Below are 18,962 nucleotides of genomic sequence, written 5' to 3'. Positions count from 1 at the left end.
TATCTGCAATCTTCAGGAACAATAATGAACAGCATCCAAGTAAAAAAAGAATTCCCAGCAGCCCTTGATGATGTCTTCAATTTGATGTCCAAGCATGCCACCTATAATATTGCCTTCGCACCGATGCAGGTCGAACGAATCAAGGATTCTGCGGATGCTGAATATCCTGATGGACTCGGTTCAGTACGTGCAATGGGTATGGGGCCAGTGAAGCCGCTGAAAGAACAAATTACCTTGTTCGAGCCAAATAATCGCATCGAATATCAGATTATTAAAAATCCATTGATCAAGCATCATTTAGGCATTATTGAATTTGAAGCACTGGCTGATGACAAAACGTTAGTAACTTATACGATTGAATTGCAGGCACGTGCGCCTTTTGTGAGTAAATTAATCCTTGCACAGTTACAGGCAGCGATTAAACTAGGCCTGACAAAACTCGCAAAATCTGTTTAAACAACAACGGGAAAGCAATGACAGTTCAAATTATTACCATTGATGGTCCAAGTGGGTCTGGCAAGGGCACGTTAGCAGCGAAACTGGCTGCACATTATCAGTTTCACTTATTGGATTCTGGTGCTTTATACCGCCTTTTGGGTTTGTCATTGCATCACCATGATTTGCTGGATTCGCTAGACACGAAATTGCCAGAATGCGTACAAATCGCAACAAATTTAGATATCCAGTTTGTCAGTACCGACACCGGGGTGCAGGTGTGGCTGGATGGTGAAGATGTGTCCCAAACTATTCGAACTGAACGGGTAGGAGAGTTTGCTTCAAAAGTTGCAGCAATTCCTGAGCTTAGAACAGCGATGGTTTCACGTCAGCATGCCTTTGCACAGGCGCCTGGTCTGGTAGCAGACGGACGTGATATGGCGACAAGTATCTTCCCGAATGCTCAGGCAAAAATATATTTGACGGCCTCGGCTGAATCACGCGCGCAAAGACGTGTAAAGCAGTTGCAGGGCATGGGACTGGATGTTAAAATAAGCGACATTTTAGCTAATATCATCGCTCGCGATAAACGAGATACGGAACGCGCTGTCGCTCCACTCAAGCCTGCGGATGATGCTTACATTATTGATAGTTCAGATTTGAATATCGATGAAGTATTCCAGCTGATGACCACTTATGTGGATCAGCAGTTAGCAAATTAACCCAATTTTATCAGCAAACGCATAGCTTGATCAGTTTTATATGGACTATGTAGATGCTTAATTAAACCGGCCTTGTCTGATCCAAGACCGCTGACTTTATCGGAAATATCATGACCGAATCTTTTGCAGCCCTCTTTGAAGCAAGCGAATTAAACCTCAACGTTGAAAAGGGTGCAGTTATCCAGGGCGTTGTAGTAAGCATTGACTCTGATTGGGTAACTGTTGACACTGGCCTTAAATCTGAAGGCGTTGTTGACCGTGCTGAGTTCTTAAATGAACAGCGCGAACTTGAAGTTCAAGTTGGCGACACTGTAGACGTAGTTGTTGAAGCACTTGACAACGGTATGGGTCAAACAGTTCTTTCTCGCGAAAAAGCTAAACGCGCAGAAACTTGGACTAAACTTGAAAAAATCTTTGAAGACGGCGAAATCGTTACTGGTGTTATCTCTGGTAAAGTTAAAGGTGGTTTCACTGTTGACATCGGTCCAGTACGTGCGTTCCTTCCAGGTTCTTTAGTTGATACTCGTCCTATTCGTGATACTACTCACCTAGAAGGCAAAGAGTTAGAATTCAAAGTAATCAAACTTGACGCTAAACGTAACAACGTTGTTGTTTCACGTCGTGCTGTTATGGAAGCTGAATCTTCAGCTGACCGTGAAGCTCTTCTTGCTCAGCTTGAAGAAGGTCAAACAGTTACTGGTACGATCAAAAATCTTACTGACTACGGCGCATTCGTTGACCTTGGCGGTATTGATGGTCTTCTTCACATCACTGACATGGCTTGGAAACGTATCAAGCACCCTTCAGAAGTTGTTGAAGTGGGTCAAGAAGTTACTGTTAAAGTACTTAAATTCGACCGCGAACGTAACCGTGTTTCTCTAGGTCTTAAACAGCTTGGCGAAGATCCATGGTTAGCGATCATGAACCGTTACCCTAAAGGTTCAATCGTTAAAGCGCGCGTAACTAACCTGACTGACTACGGTTGTTTCGCTGAAATCGCTGAAGGCGTTGAAGGTTTAGTACACGTTTCAGAAATGGATCACACGAACAAAAACATCCACCCATCTAAAGTTGTTCAGATTGGTGATGAAGTTGATGTTATGGTTCTTGAAGTTGATGAAGAACGTCGTCGTATTTCTCTTGGTATCAAACAAACTCGTGCTAACCCATGGGAAGAGTTTGCTAAAGACCACGATAAAGGCGAAAAAGTTTCTGGTACGATCAAATCTATCACTGACTTCGGTATCTTCATCGGTTTACCAGGCGGTATCGACGGTCTAGTTCACTTGTCTGATATTTCTTGGAACGAACAAGGCGAAGAAGCGATTCGTCGTTACAAGAAAGGCGACACTGTTGAAGCGGTTATCCTTTCTGTAGACGCTGAAGGCAACCGTATCAGCCTTGGCATCAAGCAAATGAACAACGATCCGTTCAATGACTTCCTTGCTGCTAACGAACGCGGTGCTTTGGTTAAAGGTACTGTAACTGCAGTTGACGCTAAAGGCGCTACTGTTAAGTTAGCTGACGAAGTTGAAGCGACTTTGAAAGCATCTGAAATCAACCGCGATCGCGTTGAAGATGCAACTAAGTTCCTTGAAGTTGGTCAAGAAGTTGAAGCGAAGATCATCAACGTAGATCGTAAATCTCGCGCAATCAACTTGTCTATCAAAGCGAAAGACGAAGCTGAAGAGAAAGAAGCAGTTGCTAACTTGAAAACAGCTCCTGCTGGTCAAGACAATGGTCCTAAGACGATTGGTGACCTGATCAAAGCTCAAATGGGCAACTAAGTAAGCGTTTGAATTGTATTGTTAATGTAATTTAACTAATACTTTTTATACAAATACTGTAAACGGTAGCGTAGTATTTAATTATTGCGCTACCGTTTTGTATTTAAACAGGTTATTATCGGGAAATAGATCCCAAGTAGCTTGATAATTAAAGAGGTCGCAGATGACTACTGAAGCACTTAATAAGTCTGACTTAATAGAGCGTATTGCATTAAAAAATCCGCATTTGGCTGAGCCTTTAGTGGAAGAAGCCGTTAAAATTATGATCGATCAAATGATAGAAGCATTATCAACTGACAACCGTATCGAGATTCGTGGATTTGGTAGTTTTGCATTGCATCACCGTGAACCGCGCGTAGGTCGTAACCCTAAAACTGGTAAATCAGTAGAAGTGGCTGCAAAAGCAGTTCCGCACTTTAAACCAGGCAAGGCACTTCGTGACGCTGTGAACGAGTCTGCACAAAAATAATTGTAAATATTTTGCGGGGTGTTCATGCGTTACGTTCTGGTCATTCTTTTATTGGTACTGTTTGGTTATTCATTAGCTTTAGTTTTGCAAAACGGTACTGAATTGTCAGTGGACTTGTTATTTACTCAAGTTCCCGCAATGCGCCTGGGATTATTACTTCTCCTCACGTTATCTTTAGGTGTCGTTTTGGGCCTGTTATTGGGCGTTCAGATCTTCCGGGTTTTTCAGACGAATTGGGAAATTAAACGACTGCGTAAAGACATTGAACATCTACGTAAGGAACAGTTGAATACAGCCAAGTTAATGGCCGCTGAAGCAGCAGCCCATACCCGGCATGAAAAAACTGTATTAGATATTACCAATGAAAATCAAAGCCCATTATAATGGGCTTATTTTTTGCCTATATGAAGGGGTAATCTCTTGAGTATCATCGTCGCACTAGATGCCAAAAGCCAATTTGATGCCTTAGCCATTGCAGAACAGTTAGATCCTGCCTTGTGTCGACTTAAAGTTGGTAAAGAGTTATTTACCCATGAAGGTCCAATCATTGTCAAAGCGCTTCAAGATAGAGGCTTTGATGTATTTTTGGATCTGAAATTTCATGATATTCCAAATACAACAGCACAGGCAGTATGCGCGGCAGCAGATTTGGGTGTGTGGATGGTCAATGTGCATGCCTCAGGTGGCCGCAAGATGATGGAAACCTGTGTAGAGCGTTTACAAGCGGGTAATTATAAAACTCAGTTGATTGCAGTGACTGTATTGACGTCAATGGGCCGTGAAGACTTGAAAGATATTGGTCTGGATATTGAGCCGAATGAGCATGTAAAACGTCTGGCACAACTGACAAAAGACAGTGGTCTAGATGGGGTGGTTTGCTCAGCTCAAGAAGCGAAAATGTTACGTAAAACGATTGGAAAAGACTTTGCATTAGTGACACCCGGCATTCGTCCAGAAGGGTCGAATGCAGATGACCAGAAACGTATTGTGACACCGAAACAGGCAATGCTAGATGGCTCAACACATCTGGTAATTGGTCGCCCGATTACCCAGTCTAAAAATATGCGTCAGACTTTGAAAGATATTTTGGCAACGCTTTAATACGGTTTGAATGACAAAAAGCCTTTCAGTCGAAAGGCTTTTTTTATATATTGAAAAAATGGTTATAAAATAAAAAGGAAAAATGATGACTTCATCTGAACCACAATTATAAAAAGTACAGAATGACGTGATTCAAAATATTCAACAGGCAGAACAGCTTAAGCAACAAGAATAGCAACAACAGCAGGCAAGCTCAGCAGATCGGACAGCGGGGATCGATGTGGTCAGTTTGGCATCTGATGCCATCAGTCTTGCTTCGGATGTTATTGAAACAGTAGGCGATGCCTTAAGTGATATTGATTTAAGTTTTTAGTCAGCCCTCTCGGCCTACTTGCTTGTGCTTCGTTTTAAAATTCTGCTTTTAAACTGAATCAGGGAGGAGAGTTCCTTTTTATAAAAGAGGAATTTAGTGAGATTGAGAAAGTGATAAAGTAATTAAATCGCTGCCAGTACACTCACCATGACTGGTGCTAACAGTGACAAAATAAAACCACTGACCATGGCATGTGGAATAAAATCATGCCCACAGGCCTGTTTAACCATCGGTAGAGTCACATCCATCGCAGTTGCACCCGCTGCGGAAATGGCGGATCTTGGGTATCTCCAGCCCATACAATACATGAGTAAGATGGCAAAAATTTCTCTAAACAGGTCATTCATTAGCGCGATACTGCCGAGTTCTGCATTTCTGAGTTCTGTTACGACAACACCTGACATTGAGTAAAATCCATAGCCTTGTGACAGCATGATCAAATCTTTTAGACTGATGTCTGTATTCCAGAATGAATAAAGCATGACTGCAAATAATGAACCAAAAATACAACCAATCGGAACTAAGAGAATTTTAAAATTTAACCAGGAACGATCTAAAGGTGAATAAGCCAGATCCAGGCCAATCATGAACATAAATACCAGCAACAAATGCCAGGTGCTGATTTGCAAGGATAGATCAAACAGATTCAAGCCCGCATGTAAACAATATCCACCTGCGAGAGCCAAAAAGGCATAGCTCATATTCAGCAAGGATTTAAGTACCAGGTCGACGGAGACTCGGCCTGAACTCGGAAGATAACCTGCCCATTTAAATAGTAGATAACAAAATGCAAAAGCACCGAGCGAAGTCAGAAAGGCAATACTGATCGACGTACTTAGAATCTGTAGGGGATGCTGTAATTCATCTACCAGTTGTGAAAATTCAAAGGCAATCGCAATCAATAAAACATAGCTAAAATAGGGCAATAGCTTGAAACAGATTTTAATAATCGAAAGTGGAATTCGTTTTGCCATGGCAAAACCGAGTGCTAGACAGAATAGAAGCTGAAAGATAAGCCAAAGCGATTGCATAAGTTTAATGGATTGAAAAAATTACCTATAAATTATGCCACCGCTTGATGTCAGATGGTAAAAGCTTTTAGGCGACTTTATTCAATAATCGATAATCTGTGGCATTTGGCATTTGGCATTTGGCATTTGGCATTTGGCTTTTTGGTTTTGAGCCAGTATTTCCAGGTATAAGTTGGCCATAAGGCAAAGTTCTTGCCACCTTCCTGCTGATACCAGTTGACACAGCCAGATTGCCACACGGTCTTTTCAAACATATGTTGCACCTGCTGATTAAATGTATCTTGTGCCTGGTCTTTAACCATAATGGCATCGCTTTGGGATTGATCGACCAGTTGCATCAATTGCAAAATATATTCAACTTGTGCCTCAATCATAAAAATGACAGAATTGTGTGCCAATAGGGTATTTGGCCCCAGTAACTGAAACAGGTTTGGAAAGTCTTTCACGCAAATTCCATAATAGCTTTCAGCACCTTGTTTCCACATTTCATTCAGTTCTACGCCATCAAGCCCGGTACATTGAAAATTCTTCATATAGATACGTGGATCGGTAATGAATCCGGTGCCATAAATCAGACAGTCAATCGGCCGCTCTTTTCCATCTTGTGTAATGATACTGTGTTCAGTCAGTTCCTGAATCTTCTCGGTCACCAGTTCCACATTATGGCGGTTAAACGTCGGGAAGTATTTATTTGAAACCAGAATACGTTTGCAGCCCATGATGTAATCGGGAGTTAGTTTCTTGGCCAATTCAGGGTTTTTGACCTCATATTTAATGAATAGTTCTGCCAGTTTTTGGGTGAATTTCATAATGCCCGGTTTGACAATCGGTACCACACGCGATTCATTTGACCAATACAGGCGGGCACGGTGTAGCTTTCTAAACCAGTCATATTTTTTAAAGAGTTTCTTTTCAAGATTCGGGTAGGCACGTTCATCCCGAGGAATGACCCAAGCCGCAGTACGTTGCATGACATACAGTTGTTTGCATTTCGGGGCAATTTCCGGAATATATTGAATGGCGCTGCCACCTGTTCCAATCGATGCGACATTTTTGCCAGTCGGGTCATAAGTGTGATCCAATTGCGCAGAATGAAAGACTTTGCCTTGGAATTTCTCAATACCGAGAATATCTGGGATTTGCGGAATATGTAAAGGTCCGGAAGCGAATATAACAAACTGGGCTTCAAGGATACTTTGATCCTGTAGCTGTAATTGCCATAGACAGCGTTCTGCCTGGTAATGTGCTGCCAGTACTTCGGTATTTAAACGGCAAAAAGCACGCAGGTTATAATCGGTCACCAGATCCTGAATATAAGAAAATATCTCGGGTGCTTCCGCATAACGTTTGGACCAATTGCTTTTCGGTGCAAATGACAAGGAATATAAATGTGATTGCACATCACAGGCTGCTCCAGGGTACTGATTGTCCCGCCAGGTTCCGCCAAAATCGCTACCTTTTTCAAGAATAATAAAATCATAAATACCATGCTGTTGTAAACGTATTGCCATGGCAATCCCTCCGCAACCAGCTCCAATAATGGCAACTTTGGTATGAGGGGGGGAGCGTGTAGCGGTGGCATGATCTAGCATCACTACATTCCTTACTTATTTTAATGTTGGATATTTATCGTAATTTGCTCCCTGGTGATTAGACAGAAAATTGATCTAAACGGCAATAGCCGACACATTATTTTTATAGTACAACTAGAGCAATCACATTGTATTTGTATGGTTATGAAACGTTCTGTTCTCAGTCTGATGTATTTGATTCAAGGGATGCGCAAGGCTGGCATGAAAGTCGATCAGAAACTGCAAAACATTGGGCTGCGTGTAGATGCCTTTGATCCAAGCTCGGTCATTCACCCTAGTCTGGAACATGATGTGCTTAAGGTGGTAGGACAGGAAATCCAACCTGAACAGGGATTATTGATTGGCCAGCATTATGCTTTGGCAGGTTATGGTCCCTTACTCATGTTGCTGGTGACCAGTCCTACAGTACGTGATGCACTGAATCAGGTGATCCGTTTTCAGCAGTTGACGCATCTGACCGGTCAATTGGCTTTGGAACACAGCGAACATTATAGTGCGCTATGTTATCGGGCCAAGCAGCAAGATGATCATTTGGGGATGCTGCTGGCACAGGCGGAGATTTCCGGAACGTTTAAGTTTATCCGGGAAATTTACAAATTGATGGGCTTATCCAAACCTGATTTGCGGATCGAGTTGCCATTTGCCTATCCAGAAGATCTGAATACCTTAAAGGTCTACCATGATTATTATGGAACACAGGTACAGTTTGATGCATCTCGGGCAGCATTCTGGTTTGATGAAGCAGTGCTGGATATTAAAATTCCCTCTGCGGATGCGGTCACTTTTGCCGTCTATGAAGCCAAATGTCTGGCTGAACTGGAGCGGTTGCAACAGGATGAACAGACACCGACTGTGGTGCAGCGGGTGCAGGATTATCTGGAAATCCAAAGTGGCCTGATGCCGAGTATGGCTGAAACGGCACAGGCGCTGAATATTCCGGAACGAACCTTGCGACATCAGTTACAGCAGTGTGATACCAGTTATAAGCAAATTCGCGAAGAAATTATTAAAGATAAGGCTTTGCGACTGATTGAATATAAACAGTATTCGATTGAGATGATTGCAGAATTATTAGGCTATTCTGAGCCGGCTGCTTTTAACCATGCCTTTAAACGCTGGTTTGGGCAAAGTCCTCGGCAATATATAAAATAGCCTAAGTTAGTTTATGCCAAAGTGTTATAGCGTGTTGATTAAACTCCGCTATAATTAAATTGATCCCAAATAGTACGAAATTCTATGTCCGATTTTAATTCACAGCACAGCACCGCTTTTAGTCCGATTTCTCCTGCAGAACGTTATGCACAAGCGATCTCTTCGGGACAGTTTATGCCTGATGAAGCACAGGCAATGGCAGTACATGAACTGAATCGTGTCTGGCTGGAATTGATTCAGCGTTTTAAGGCATCGAAAAAAGCATTTCGCCGCTTTCGCCGTCAGACATCTCCGAAAGGGGTGTACATGTGGGGTGGTGTGGGGCGTGGAAAAACTTGGTTAATGGATCAGTTTTACGATTCGATTCCGTTTCGCCGTAAAACCCGGATGCATTTTCACCATTTTATGCAGCATGTGCATCGTGAGTTAAACAAATTATCCGGACAGCGTAATCCGCTAGATATCGTGGCGGATCGAATTTATAAAGAAGCGGTCATCATCTGTTTTGATGAATTTTTTGTGTCTAACGTGACGGATGCAATGATCCTGAGCGATCTGTTCCAGAAGCTGTTTGAACGTGGTATCACCTTGGTCGCTACTTCGAATATCGCACCGGACGGTTTATATAAGAACGGCATTCACCGTGACCGTTTTATGCCTACCATCGAACTGGTCAAGAAAAACTGTGTGGTCTTAAATGTCGATGCCGGAGTCGATTACCGTCTACGGGTTTTGAAACAGGCACAACTGTTTAAATTCCCGTTAACACATGATCATAAAAACTGGATTGCTCAACGTTTTAGCGCTTTGACCCAGACTCAGACCTGTTCTGAAGAGCCGATTATTATCAACAACCGTGTTGTTGAAACCGTGTCACATACTGAAGATGTATTGTGGTGTGAATTTTCTGAACTGTGTTTAAAGCCACGCAGTCCGGCTGATTTTATTGAAATCGCCAATATTTATAATACGGTTTTGGTCAGCAATGTGCCGCACCTGACCGATTTCCTGAATGATGGAACACGCCGTTTTATTTATCTGGTGGATGAATTTTATGACCGCGGCGTCAAGTTACTCTTAACCTCAGAAGATAATATCGTGGATATTTACCAGGGTGAGAAACTGGCCTTTGAAATTGAACGGACCCGTTCCCGTTTGCTGGAAATGCAGTCAGATGAATACCTGAATTCTGAACATCGCCAGATTGAGAAAATCGCCTCCGTGAACGGAGAGTAAGAATAAAAGCGCTGGTTATTTACTGGCGCTTTTTTTTATAAAAATAGGTACTTAAATTATCGACAAGCCTGATCAAACATGGCTTAATCTTGATCTAAATATGATCGTGTATAACTAAAATGCATAATTTTTACTCGAAAATCTGAACTTAAGTCTAATTTCTACATTTCGAAAACTTTATACACTGTCATTAGGGTATTTAGCAGAATGATATCTATTTGTAACTGAGAAATATCAAATATGTTTATGAGGGTATTCATATTGGAAAAAATGCTCAGTATTTAGCAATGTGATAATACTATTCAGCTAGATTTTAATCGGTATACTAGAATCTCTTGTATAAAAAGTAGCAATATCAGGAAAGACAATGACTGCACGTATTCAAAAAGGCAAGTTAGCGATTGCTAAAGAACTTTACGATTTCATCGAAAATGAAGCACTACCAGGTTCTGGTTTAGACAGCGAAACATACTGGAAAAACTTTGAACAAGTCGTTGTTGATCTTAGCCCTAAAAATAAAGCACTTTTGGCTAAGCGTGATGACATTCAGGCGAAAATTGATGAATGGCACCGCAATAACACATTTGAATTACAAGCTTACAAAGCTTTCTTGACTGAAATTGGCTACTTGTTACCAGAAGTAGAAGATTTTCAAATCAGCACTGAAAATGTAGACGAAGAAATTGCAATACTGGCAGGTCCACAGTTGGTGGTACCAGTACGTAATGCACGTTACTGCTTGAACGCTGCAAACGCACGTTGGGGTTCTTTGTACGATGCACTTTACGGTTTCGATGTCATCTCTGAAGAAGATGGTGCGGAAAAAGGCAAAGGTTATAACCCGAAACGTGGTGAAAAAGTTGTCGCATTTGCCAAGAATTTCCTCGACGAAACTTTCCCACTGGCACAAGGTTCGCATGCAGACGCAACTCAATACGCAGTTGAAGCTAATGCACTGGTTGTTACCCTAAAAGACGGTTCAAAAACAACTGTGGCAAATGCGGCTAAATTCGTTGGCTACAATGGCGAAGCTTCAGCACCGACTGAAATCGTATTTAAAAATAATGGTCTGCACGCTATTGTGCAAATTGATGCTAGCAGCCCGATTGGCCAAACTGATGCCGCTGGTGTAAAAGATGTGGTTCTTGAAGCGGCGGTTACGACCATTCAGGACTTGGAAGACTCGATTGCAGCCGTTGACGCTGAAGAAAAAGTGGAAGGCTACCGTAACTGGTTAGGCCTAATGAAAGGTACTTTAGAGGAGTCTATTGAGAAAAACGGTAAAACTGTTACCCGTAAACTGAATGAAGACCGTACTTTCAAAAATGTAGAAGGTGGTGAAACTAAAGTTCACGGCCGTTCATTGATGTTGCTACGTAATGTTGGTCATTTAATGACGAACCCTGCGATTCTGGTAGATGGCGCAGAAATCTATGAAGGCATCATGGATGCATTGGTTACGCCATTATTGTCTTTTGCAGACATCAAAGGTGAAAACACCATCAAGAACTCGCGTCAAGGTTCAATGTATATCGTTAAGCCGAAAATGCATGGTCCTGAAGAAGTGGCACTTGCCGTTGAATTGTTTGAACGTGCAGAACAGGCACTCGGCTTACCTGCAAAAACTTTAAAAATCGGGATTATGGATGAAGAACGCCGTACTTCTGTGAACTTGAAGAACTGTATTGCACAAGCCAAAGATCGTACTATCTTCATCAATACAGGTTTCATGGACCGTACTGGTGACGAAATCCATACCTTTATGGAAGCTGGTCCATTCGTTCGTAAAGGCGAAGTAAAAGGCCAAATCTGGTTCCCGGCTTATGAAAACCGTAACGTGATGATTGGTCTGCAAGCAGGTTTACGTGGTAAAGCACAGATTGGTAAAGGCATGTGGCCAAAGCCAGACATGCTGCTTGACATGTACAAAACCAAAACTGAACATCCTGAAGCGGGGGCGAGCTGTGCATGGGTTCCATCACCTACAGGTGCGGTGATTCACGCGATTCACTATCACCAGATTAATGTTGCAGACCGTCAGCAAGAGCTATTGTCGACTCAACCTTTATCTCTGGATGATTTGTTGACACCGCCATTGGCGAAAGACACCAACTGGTCTGAAGAAGAAAAAACCAAAGAACTCGAAAATAACTGTCAAGGTATCTTGGGTTATGTCGTTCGTTGGGTAGATTTGGGTGTAGGTTGTTCTAAAGTGCCAGACATCAATGATGTCGGTTTAATGGAAGATCGTGCGACTCTACGTATTTCTTCACAACACGTTGCGAACTGGTTGCGTCACGGTATCGTAAGTCGTGAGCAAGTAGAAGAAGTGATGCAACGTATGGCGAAAATTGTGGATGAGCAAAATGCCAATGATCCACTGTATACGCCAATGTCTGCTGACTTTGCCAACAATATTGCGTTCCAGGCAGCATCTGACCTGATTTTTAAAGGTGGTGAGCAGCCATCAGGTTATACCGAGCCGCTTCTGCACGCAGCGCGTTTAAAGTTAAAAGGTTATACAGGTGACTAATCCTGTCTAGCTTAAAAAAGCCTCTTCGGAGGCTTTTTTATTGTCTAATGGTAAGCCGTCGTTGTTTTGACTAGAAATTTTCCAGTTGAACTCTTAAAGTGGGGGCAAAGCATGTGAGGAAACAATAAAATGACAACGGTATATCAAAATTTAGACCAGCAGTTTATTCATGGTCAGTGGCAAGCTGGTACTTCAACCAGAATAATAAAAAATATTAATCCCTATACCCAGAGTGAAATTTTTAGTATGGCAGCTGCCAGTTCTGTCGATGTCGACAGTGCTTATACCGCAGCAGAGCAGGCTTTTCAGCAGGGTGTTTTGAATCCCACTGAAGTACGAAAAACAGTGCTGCAAAATGTGATGACAATTATTCAGCAGCGTCGGGACGAAATCATTGACTGGCTCATTATTGAATCAGGCAGTACGCGCATTAAAGCCAGCGTTGAGGTGGATGCTGCTCTGGGCATCATTCAGGAAAGTCTGGCTTTTCCAGACTGGATCCAAACAGAACAGCTGGAAAGTAAGGATCCGGCACGTAAAAGTATGGTTTTGCGCAAGCCCTTAGGCGTGATTGCTGTCATTAGTCCATGGAACTTTCCATTTCATTTATCCTTACGTTCAGTGGCAACTGCAATTGCCTGTGGTAATACCGTTGTGCTGAAGCCAGCCAGTAATACACCAGTGACTGGCGGCACCTTAATTGGTAAATTATTTGAAGAGGCAGGTTTGCCTGCAGGTGCACTGAATATTGTTGCCGGTGCTGGCAGTGAAATCGGGGATTATTTTGTTGAGCATTCAGTGCCGAAAATGATTTCATTTACCGGCTCCACCGAAGTGGGAAAAAGTGTTGGCAGTAAGGCTCTAGCCAGTTCGAGAATCAAACGTCTGGCACTTGAACTGGGTGGCAATGCACCTTTGGTCATTCTGGATGATGCCGATCTTGATCTTGCGGTTGAACTAACGCTGATGGGGCGTTTTATGCATCAGGGACAAATTTGCATGAGTACTAACCGGGTCATTGTCGATGCCTCTATCCATGATGCTTATGTAGATAAGCTCCTGGATCGGATCAAAATGATTCCGGTAGGTGATCCAAATCTGGAAGATACCGTGATCGGTCCGATCATTAATCAGAGTCAGGTTGAAAAGCATCAACAGATCATTCAAACAGGCAGCGAGCAGGGCGCACAACTGGTGTATGAAGGAGGAATTGAAGGGAATCTGGTCTATCCGCATATTTTTATTGATGTCGCGGAAGATTCCGATCTGGCGCAGCAAGAAAGCTTCGGTCCGATTTTACCTATCTTAAAAGCCCGGAATGAAGCACATGCTTTAAACCTGGCCAATGCGACCGAGTTTGGTTTATCCAGTGCAGTATGTACCTCAAACATCGAGCGAGGCAGCGCGTTTGCCGCACAACTGGATATCGGTATGACACATATTAATGGCATTAGTGTGGCAGACCAGTCAAATGCACCCTTTGGCGGCGAGAAAAATTCAGGATTGGGTCGTTTCAATGGTCGCTGGATTTTTGAAGAGTTTACCCGGACACATTGGTTGACGGTACCGAATTCATAACAGTCAACGCGCCTAAAACTATAGAAATACGACAGGCTTCGACTTGGCATCACGGTATAATGTTATGGTCGAATGATTTACATATATGAACCATGTGCGCCAATTTTAAGCCTTTAACCTTAGAGCAGTTGCATAATCTGGGATTGCCAGAAATTCCTTTTGAATATCCAGAGGAGGTCTATCCCAATTATGCTACACCGCTTTTATTTCATTCCGCTCAAGGACTGGAATGGCGTTCCGTGAATTTTGGACTCATTCCGAAATGGGCAGAAGACAAAACTATAGGCACCAAGACCTATAACGCCAGAAATGAAACCTTACTGCAAAAGCCCACTTTTGCTGAGGCCACTGCCAAATGTCATTTTGGCGTCATTCCGGTATCGGAATTTTATGAGTCCAAATATTTTGACAATAAACCGCAGCGTTGGGGTGTAAGACGTAAAGATGGTCAGGCGACTTTTATTGCAGCTGTGTATGAGATTGCTCGGGTACAAGGGGAAATTGTACGCTCTGCCAGTATGATTACCATGGATGCAATTGACCATCCCATGATGAAGGAGTTTCATGAGCCGGGTAATATCAAACGCTCGGTTATTGTGATTCCACAGCAGCGACTGCAAGAATGGCTAACGCTAAGGCATCCGGATATTCGTAGCTTTGTAGAGGGCTTTCCGGTAGAAGAGTTTGAATGTTCACATGTACCAAAAGAAAAAATCAAAAAAGTCAGTCCACAACTGAACTTTTTTGATTTTTAGAAAGCTCTGGCGAATTATTTATTATTGTAAAGTATGCGCCAATTCGCCAGCGTCTATTTAAAATAAAAAGTAGGTCTCTTAACGAGCTAAATTTTTGAAAATATGACGTAAACTTTCCATGGTTTTTTCAATTTGCAAAGGCGTCAGGCCTTCAAATGACTGTTCCAGTACCACATTTGTCAGATCATTGATCTTATGCGTCATTTGCATGCCTTTGTCGGTCAAAAATACTCGGGTAATCCGTGCGTCATCCTCACATGAATAGGTTTCAACCAGACCTTCGTCTTTTAAGCGGTAGACAATTTTAGTCGTGGTCGACATTTTAGAAACAACCATCTCTGACAAATCAGAAACACTGGCATGCGGTTTGGCTTTTAGTGCAAGAAGGATGCGGCGGCGGGAATTGTCAACACCATACTTTTTTAGTGCATGATCGACATTAACGACGTATTGAGCATGAACCTGAGTTACCCAATAATATGGAAAGTTTTCTAAATTAAATTCTTCCGTACACGGCAAAAATTTTGCATATTTCTTAGTCATGAAATGTTCCTTGTATTTATTTTTCTAGGGCCCTTTCATTTTATGAAAAAGTTTATGCATATTTCAACCTTTATTTTAAAAATGTTAAAGCGCTAACACTTTTTAGTTTTGCTTAACATCCCAAGGAGTTGATCAGTTCTGCATGTGAGCCTTATCTGGCGCGAAGATTGTTCTTTAAAATCGGATGAAAGGCGATAATATTTTGTATAAATTTAATTCCTCATTATGTATTTCGTGAGTAGAAATGTTTTCCAAGACTTTTTATTGTTCTTAAGCAGCCTGTCTGAATAGGTTTTAATGCAAATAATTGTATTTCAATAAATTAATCGATTTAAGAAATATAGGGTGATTGAGTGGTTTTAGTCAATATAGTAAATGATTATTTACAGCTATATTTTTAAGTGATTGTTCTTTCAATAAAAAAATAGTTTATGCTCTAATCTTTAAGTGACCTTAAAAATAATAGCCTAATCAAACTAAATTCTGTTTATTTTTAATTCAATTCGAATACATGATGTAGAAAAAATTAAAATTAATCAGTTTCAGCATCAATCAGTTGGTCATAAAAGTCTCAATAAAATCATGATCATGTAATTTTTTTGTAAATTAATACATTACAAAATACTCAGTTTATGCATAATGGAATAGTCTTAAGTTGCATAGGTTAAATTTTAATGGATCCCTCGCCGTGCGTTGATCTTCCATCTCTATTTCTAGCTTACTCGAACGGGGTCATTCTCTAATGGAATTTTTATTAGATCCCGGAATCTGGGTAGGTTTAATTACTCTTATTATTCTTGAAATTGTTTTAGGTATTGATAACCTAGTCTTCATTGCCATTCTGGCTGAAAAACTTCCTCCTGAACAACGCGATAAAGCACGTGTTATTGGTTTGTCTCTCGCATTATTCATGCGTCTAGGCCTGTTATTTGCCATTGCCTGGTTGGTCACTTTGACACAACCATTGATTACTGTGTTTGACTGGACCTTCTCCGGTCGGGACCTGATCTTGTTATTTGGTGGCTTGTTCCTGGTGTATAAGGCCGTTACTGAGCTGCATGAAAAGATTGAAGGTAAACCTGAAGTCACAGTGTCTACCAATGTGGTATATGCAAGTTTCACTGCTGTTGTTGCACAGATTGTTGTTTTAGATGCTGTTTTCTCTTTAGATTCAGTAATTACCGCCATTGGTATGGTCGACAACATTTATGTCATGATGGCTGCCATGATTGTTGCAATGGGCGTGATGCTATTGGCATCGAAACCATTGACCAATTTTGTGAACCGTCATCCAACCGTGGTGATTCTGTGTTTAAGCTTCCTACTTTTGATTGGTATCAGTCTAATTGCAGAAGGTTTTGGTTTCCATATTCCTAAAGGCTATATCTATTCAGGTATTGGTGTTGCGATCATAATTGAAGCATTTAACCAGTTTGGTCAGCGTAATGCTGCTAAACATGAATCTAAGATTCCTTTGCGTCATCGTACGGCTGACTCGATCCTGAAGTTAATGGGTGGCAAGCTAGAGACGACCGACAGTCAAAATAATGAGGCACAAGAAACCTTTGCAGATGAAGAACGCTATATGATTGGTGGGGTGCTTACCCTTGCAGAGCGTTCAGTTGCTTCGATCATGACGCCGCGCGGTCAGATTTCATGGGTTGATCTAGAAGATAACCCAGAACAGATCCGTGAAAAAATTCTGTCTGTTCCACACAGTCTGTTCCCTGTATGTCGCGGTAGCCTAGATAAGGTGATTAGCGTAGTACGTGCCAAAGAATTATTGGATGTACTGGAAGAGCCGGAAGAATTAAAAGCACTGATTAAACGTCATCGCCCAATTTATATCTTTGAAAAGATGAAAGTTATTGACGCGATTAATACCTTGCGTACTTCTAAAGGTTCTTTGGTCTTGGTGAGTGACGAGTTTGGTAATGTACAGGGTCTGATTTCACCGCTGGATGTATTTGAAGCAATTGCTGGTGAATTCCCGGATGCAGACGAACAGCTGGATCTGGTGAAAGTGGATGATACGCACTGGATCGCATCGGGCATGTTAGACTTGTATCAGCTTGAGCTGGAACTTGGCATGATTGATCTGATTGATGAAGATGCCGGTTATATCAGTGTTGCGGGTTTGATTCTGGATAAAACCAACAGTACGGTTGACGTGGGCACCGAGTTAAATTATCAAGGTGTACAGTTCAAAGTCACTGAAATTGAAAGCAATCGTATCAAGTCGGTCAGCATTCATTACGCAGGTTAAACAGGTGTTTTAAACACGTTATTTATTCAAATCTTAAAAGTCAGTTGCTTTAGTGGCAGCTGGCTTTTTTAATGCATATTTGTAAAGCTGACTTATTGAAATCAAAGTTAGCTCATTGTTTGAATTGATTTTTATTAGTCTATTCATACTATTAGTCATGTTCCGGATTGAGCTGAATATCCTAGTATTGCACTGAAATTTTAAAGCCGAAAAAGTCAAATCAGCAATCAAAAATAAGCATGATCAGGCTTTAAATATTGATTTATGTAACCTGTTAATCAAAACTTAAAAGTCATATTTAAATACTGACAAAAAATTGAACTACAATTCACATGAACTAGATTTGCATGATGCAAACAGATCTTAAGTAAAATGGAAACCGTTTGTGTGGAAATCACTAGATAAGTTGCATGAAGCCTACTCAGTTCAGAATAAAACTACTCAAAAATGATCTCCGAAAGAGCTAGACAAAACATTTCTAATGAGGTCAATAGAGCAAATGAGCAGGATCAATCTAAATAGGGGCGTTTATCTATTCAAGAGAATAAACACCCTGTGAAGCGACCAGTAAACTAAATGGATTCTGGCAGAATTTTAAAGTTGGCGTATTTTCGGATTGTTTCAGTATTGAGTTGGTGGATTTCATCCAGAAAGGCGACATTAAAACTGCCTAACTGTTGTGCGCGTTCAAATGCCAATTGACCGGCAATTGCAAAATGTACATGTGCCGTTAAAGCAGCAAGGGCTGGAGACGTTACTGCACTATAGGCAGCGATCAGTGCACCGAGTGCACATCCCATCGCCGTGATTCGGGGCTGTAAAGCAGAACCGCCTGACACCTGTATCACAGGATAGTCTTTCGAAATAATGTAATCAGATTCACCGGAGATCGCGATACATTCACAATGATCCAGCAAAGTTTGCGCCTGTAAATAAACATCTGCGCTGTCTACCGTGCTGTCTACACCCTTGGACTCAATCTGTTTACCGGCCAAGGCACCAATTTCAGAAGCATTGCCTCGTAAAATCGTAGGTTGGGAATGCATCAACTGATCTACGATGCCAGAACGCCAGTGCAGAACTGTTCCATAACCGACCGGATCAAGCACCCACGGTTTTTGCAATTGATGTGCAGTTTTCGCAGCAATCTGCATCGCCTGAACTTGCTCGGTGGTTGGTGTACCCAGATTCAGACTGATCGCTGCTGCAATCTTGGCAAAACTTTCAGCTTCAAAAGGATTGTCGATCATGGCCGGAGACGCATGTGCAGCCAGTACAATATTGGCGACATAGTTGCTGGCCACCGTATTGGTCATTATATGTACCAGAGGCTGCTGTTGCTGAAGTTTCAACCAGGCTTCACAGATCTGGTCCAGAAGTGTTTGCTGTAATGCTTGCATCGAAGTGGTCATCATGGTCATTTAGAATAAGAGAAAGATTCGTTGTATT

At 41.8% G+C, this 18,962-nt stretch carries 16 protein-coding genes; 12 read left to right on the top strand and 4 right to left on the bottom strand.

Annotated features, from left to right (window positions below):
* Window positions 1-24 precede the first annotated feature (24 nt).
* The 6 genes from MWG72_RS06815 to pyrF all read left to right on the top strand — a co-directional run bounded on the left by MWG72_RS06815 (window position 25) and on the right by pyrF (window position 4,514).
* Complete coding sequence (locus MWG72_RS06815; protein WP_005247314.1) at window positions 25-456, top strand: SRPBCC family protein; 432 nt, start codon at window positions 25-27, stop codon at window positions 454-456.
* Between the two features lie 17 nt (window positions 457-473).
* The gene (cmk, locus tag MWG72_RS06810) at window positions 474-1,157 is read left to right on the top strand and encodes a (d)CMP kinase (protein WP_004278855.1); all 684 of its coding nucleotides are present in this window, start codon (window positions 474-476) and stop codon (window positions 1,155-1,157) included.
* A gap of 110 nt (window positions 1,158-1,267) precedes the next feature.
* On the top strand, window positions 1,268-2,944 hold the full coding sequence (gene rpsA / locus MWG72_RS06805; RefSeq protein WP_004278854.1) for a 30S ribosomal protein S1: 1,677 nt from the start codon (window positions 1,268-1,270) through the stop codon (window positions 2,942-2,944).
* A 163-nt stretch (window positions 2,945-3,107) separates the two neighbouring features.
* A complete protein-coding gene (locus MWG72_RS06800; protein WP_004278853.1) occupies window positions 3,108-3,413 on the top strand; it encodes an integration host factor subunit beta in 306 nt (101 codons plus the stop codon).
* Between the two features lie 24 nt (window positions 3,414-3,437).
* Window positions 3,438-3,797 (top strand): lipopolysaccharide assembly protein LapA domain-containing protein, encoded by a 360-nt coding sequence (locus MWG72_RS06795; protein WP_004278852.1) that lies wholly within the window; start codon window positions 3,438-3,440, stop codon window positions 3,795-3,797.
* Window positions 3,798-3,833: 36 nt separating this feature from the next.
* Window positions 3,834-4,514 (top strand): orotidine-5'-phosphate decarboxylase, encoded by a 681-nt coding sequence (pyrF, locus tag MWG72_RS06790; protein ID WP_247143522.1) that lies wholly within the window; start codon window positions 3,834-3,836, stop codon window positions 4,512-4,514.
* Window positions 4,515-4,949: 435 nt separating this feature from the next.
* Here the strand turns inward: pyrF and MWG72_RS06785 are convergent, their stop codons facing one another.
* Both MWG72_RS06785 and MWG72_RS06780 read right to left on the bottom strand, forming a co-directional pair.
* Window positions 4,950-5,858 (bottom strand): LysO family transporter, encoded by a 909-nt coding sequence (locus tag MWG72_RS06785; protein ID WP_216986152.1) that lies wholly within the window; start codon window positions 5,856-5,858, stop codon window positions 4,950-4,952.
* 77 nt (window positions 5,859-5,935) lie between these two features.
* The gene (locus MWG72_RS06780; protein ID WP_247143521.1) at window positions 5,936-7,450 is read right to left on the bottom strand and encodes a flavin-containing monooxygenase; all 1,515 of its coding nucleotides are present in this window, start codon (window positions 7,448-7,450) and stop codon (window positions 5,936-5,938) included.
* A gap of 144 nt (window positions 7,451-7,594) precedes the next feature.
* Here MWG72_RS06780 and MWG72_RS06775 point away from each other — a divergent pair, with 144 nt between their 5' ends.
* The 5 genes from MWG72_RS06775 to MWG72_RS06755 all read left to right on the top strand — a co-directional run bounded on the left by MWG72_RS06775 (window position 7,595) and on the right by MWG72_RS06755 (window position 14,704).
* A complete protein-coding gene (locus tag MWG72_RS06775; protein ID WP_247143520.1) occupies window positions 7,595-8,602 on the top strand; it encodes a helix-turn-helix domain-containing protein in 1,008 nt (335 codons plus the stop codon).
* 84 nt (window positions 8,603-8,686) lie between these two features.
* Window positions 8,687-9,838: a cell division protein ZapE gene (gene zapE / locus MWG72_RS06770; RefSeq protein ID WP_071850113.1), complete on the top strand. Its 1,152-nt coding sequence runs from the start codon at window positions 8,687-8,689 to the stop codon at window positions 9,836-9,838.
* A gap of 367 nt (window positions 9,839-10,205) precedes the next feature.
* Complete coding sequence (locus tag MWG72_RS06765; RefSeq protein WP_247143519.1) at window positions 10,206-12,371, top strand: malate synthase G; 2,166 nt, start codon at window positions 10,206-10,208, stop codon at window positions 12,369-12,371.
* 129 nt (window positions 12,372-12,500) lie between these two features.
* Window positions 12,501-13,949: an aldehyde dehydrogenase family protein gene (locus MWG72_RS06760; RefSeq protein ID WP_247143518.1), complete on the top strand. Its 1,449-nt coding sequence runs from the start codon at window positions 12,501-12,503 to the stop codon at window positions 13,947-13,949.
* Window positions 13,950-14,041: 92 nt separating this feature from the next.
* Window positions 14,042-14,704, top strand: coding sequence for an SOS response-associated peptidase family protein (locus tag MWG72_RS06755; protein WP_071850115.1), 663 nt, complete (start codon window positions 14,042-14,044; stop codon window positions 14,702-14,704).
* A 78-nt stretch (window positions 14,705-14,782) separates the two neighbouring features.
* Here MWG72_RS06755 and MWG72_RS06750 read toward each other — a convergent pair whose 3' ends face one another.
* Window positions 14,783-15,247, bottom strand: coding sequence for a MarR family winged helix-turn-helix transcriptional regulator (locus tag MWG72_RS06750; RefSeq protein ID WP_004278843.1), 465 nt, complete (start codon window positions 15,245-15,247; stop codon window positions 14,783-14,785).
* A 742-nt stretch (window positions 15,248-15,989) separates the two neighbouring features.
* On the opposite strand from MWG72_RS06750, the gene MWG72_RS06745 reads away from it, so the two are divergent.
* Window positions 15,990-17,513, top strand: a complete 1,524-nt coding sequence (locus MWG72_RS06745; protein WP_247143517.1) for a TerC family protein — start codon at window positions 15,990-15,992, stop codon at window positions 17,511-17,513.
* Window positions 17,514-18,085: 572 nt separating this feature from the next.
* Here MWG72_RS06745 and thiM read toward each other — a convergent pair.
* The gene (thiM, locus tag MWG72_RS06740; RefSeq protein WP_247143516.1) at window positions 18,086-18,934 is read right to left on the bottom strand and encodes a hydroxyethylthiazole kinase; all 849 of its coding nucleotides are present in this window, start codon (window positions 18,932-18,934) and stop codon (window positions 18,086-18,088) included.
* Window positions 18,935-18,962 lie beyond the last annotated feature (28 nt).

It is taken from the genome of Acinetobacter lwoffii (assembly GCF_022967985.1).
Taxonomy (GTDB): Bacteria; Pseudomonadota; Gammaproteobacteria; order Pseudomonadales; family Moraxellaceae; genus Acinetobacter.
This window is presented reverse-complemented; position numbering and strand designations above follow the sequence as displayed.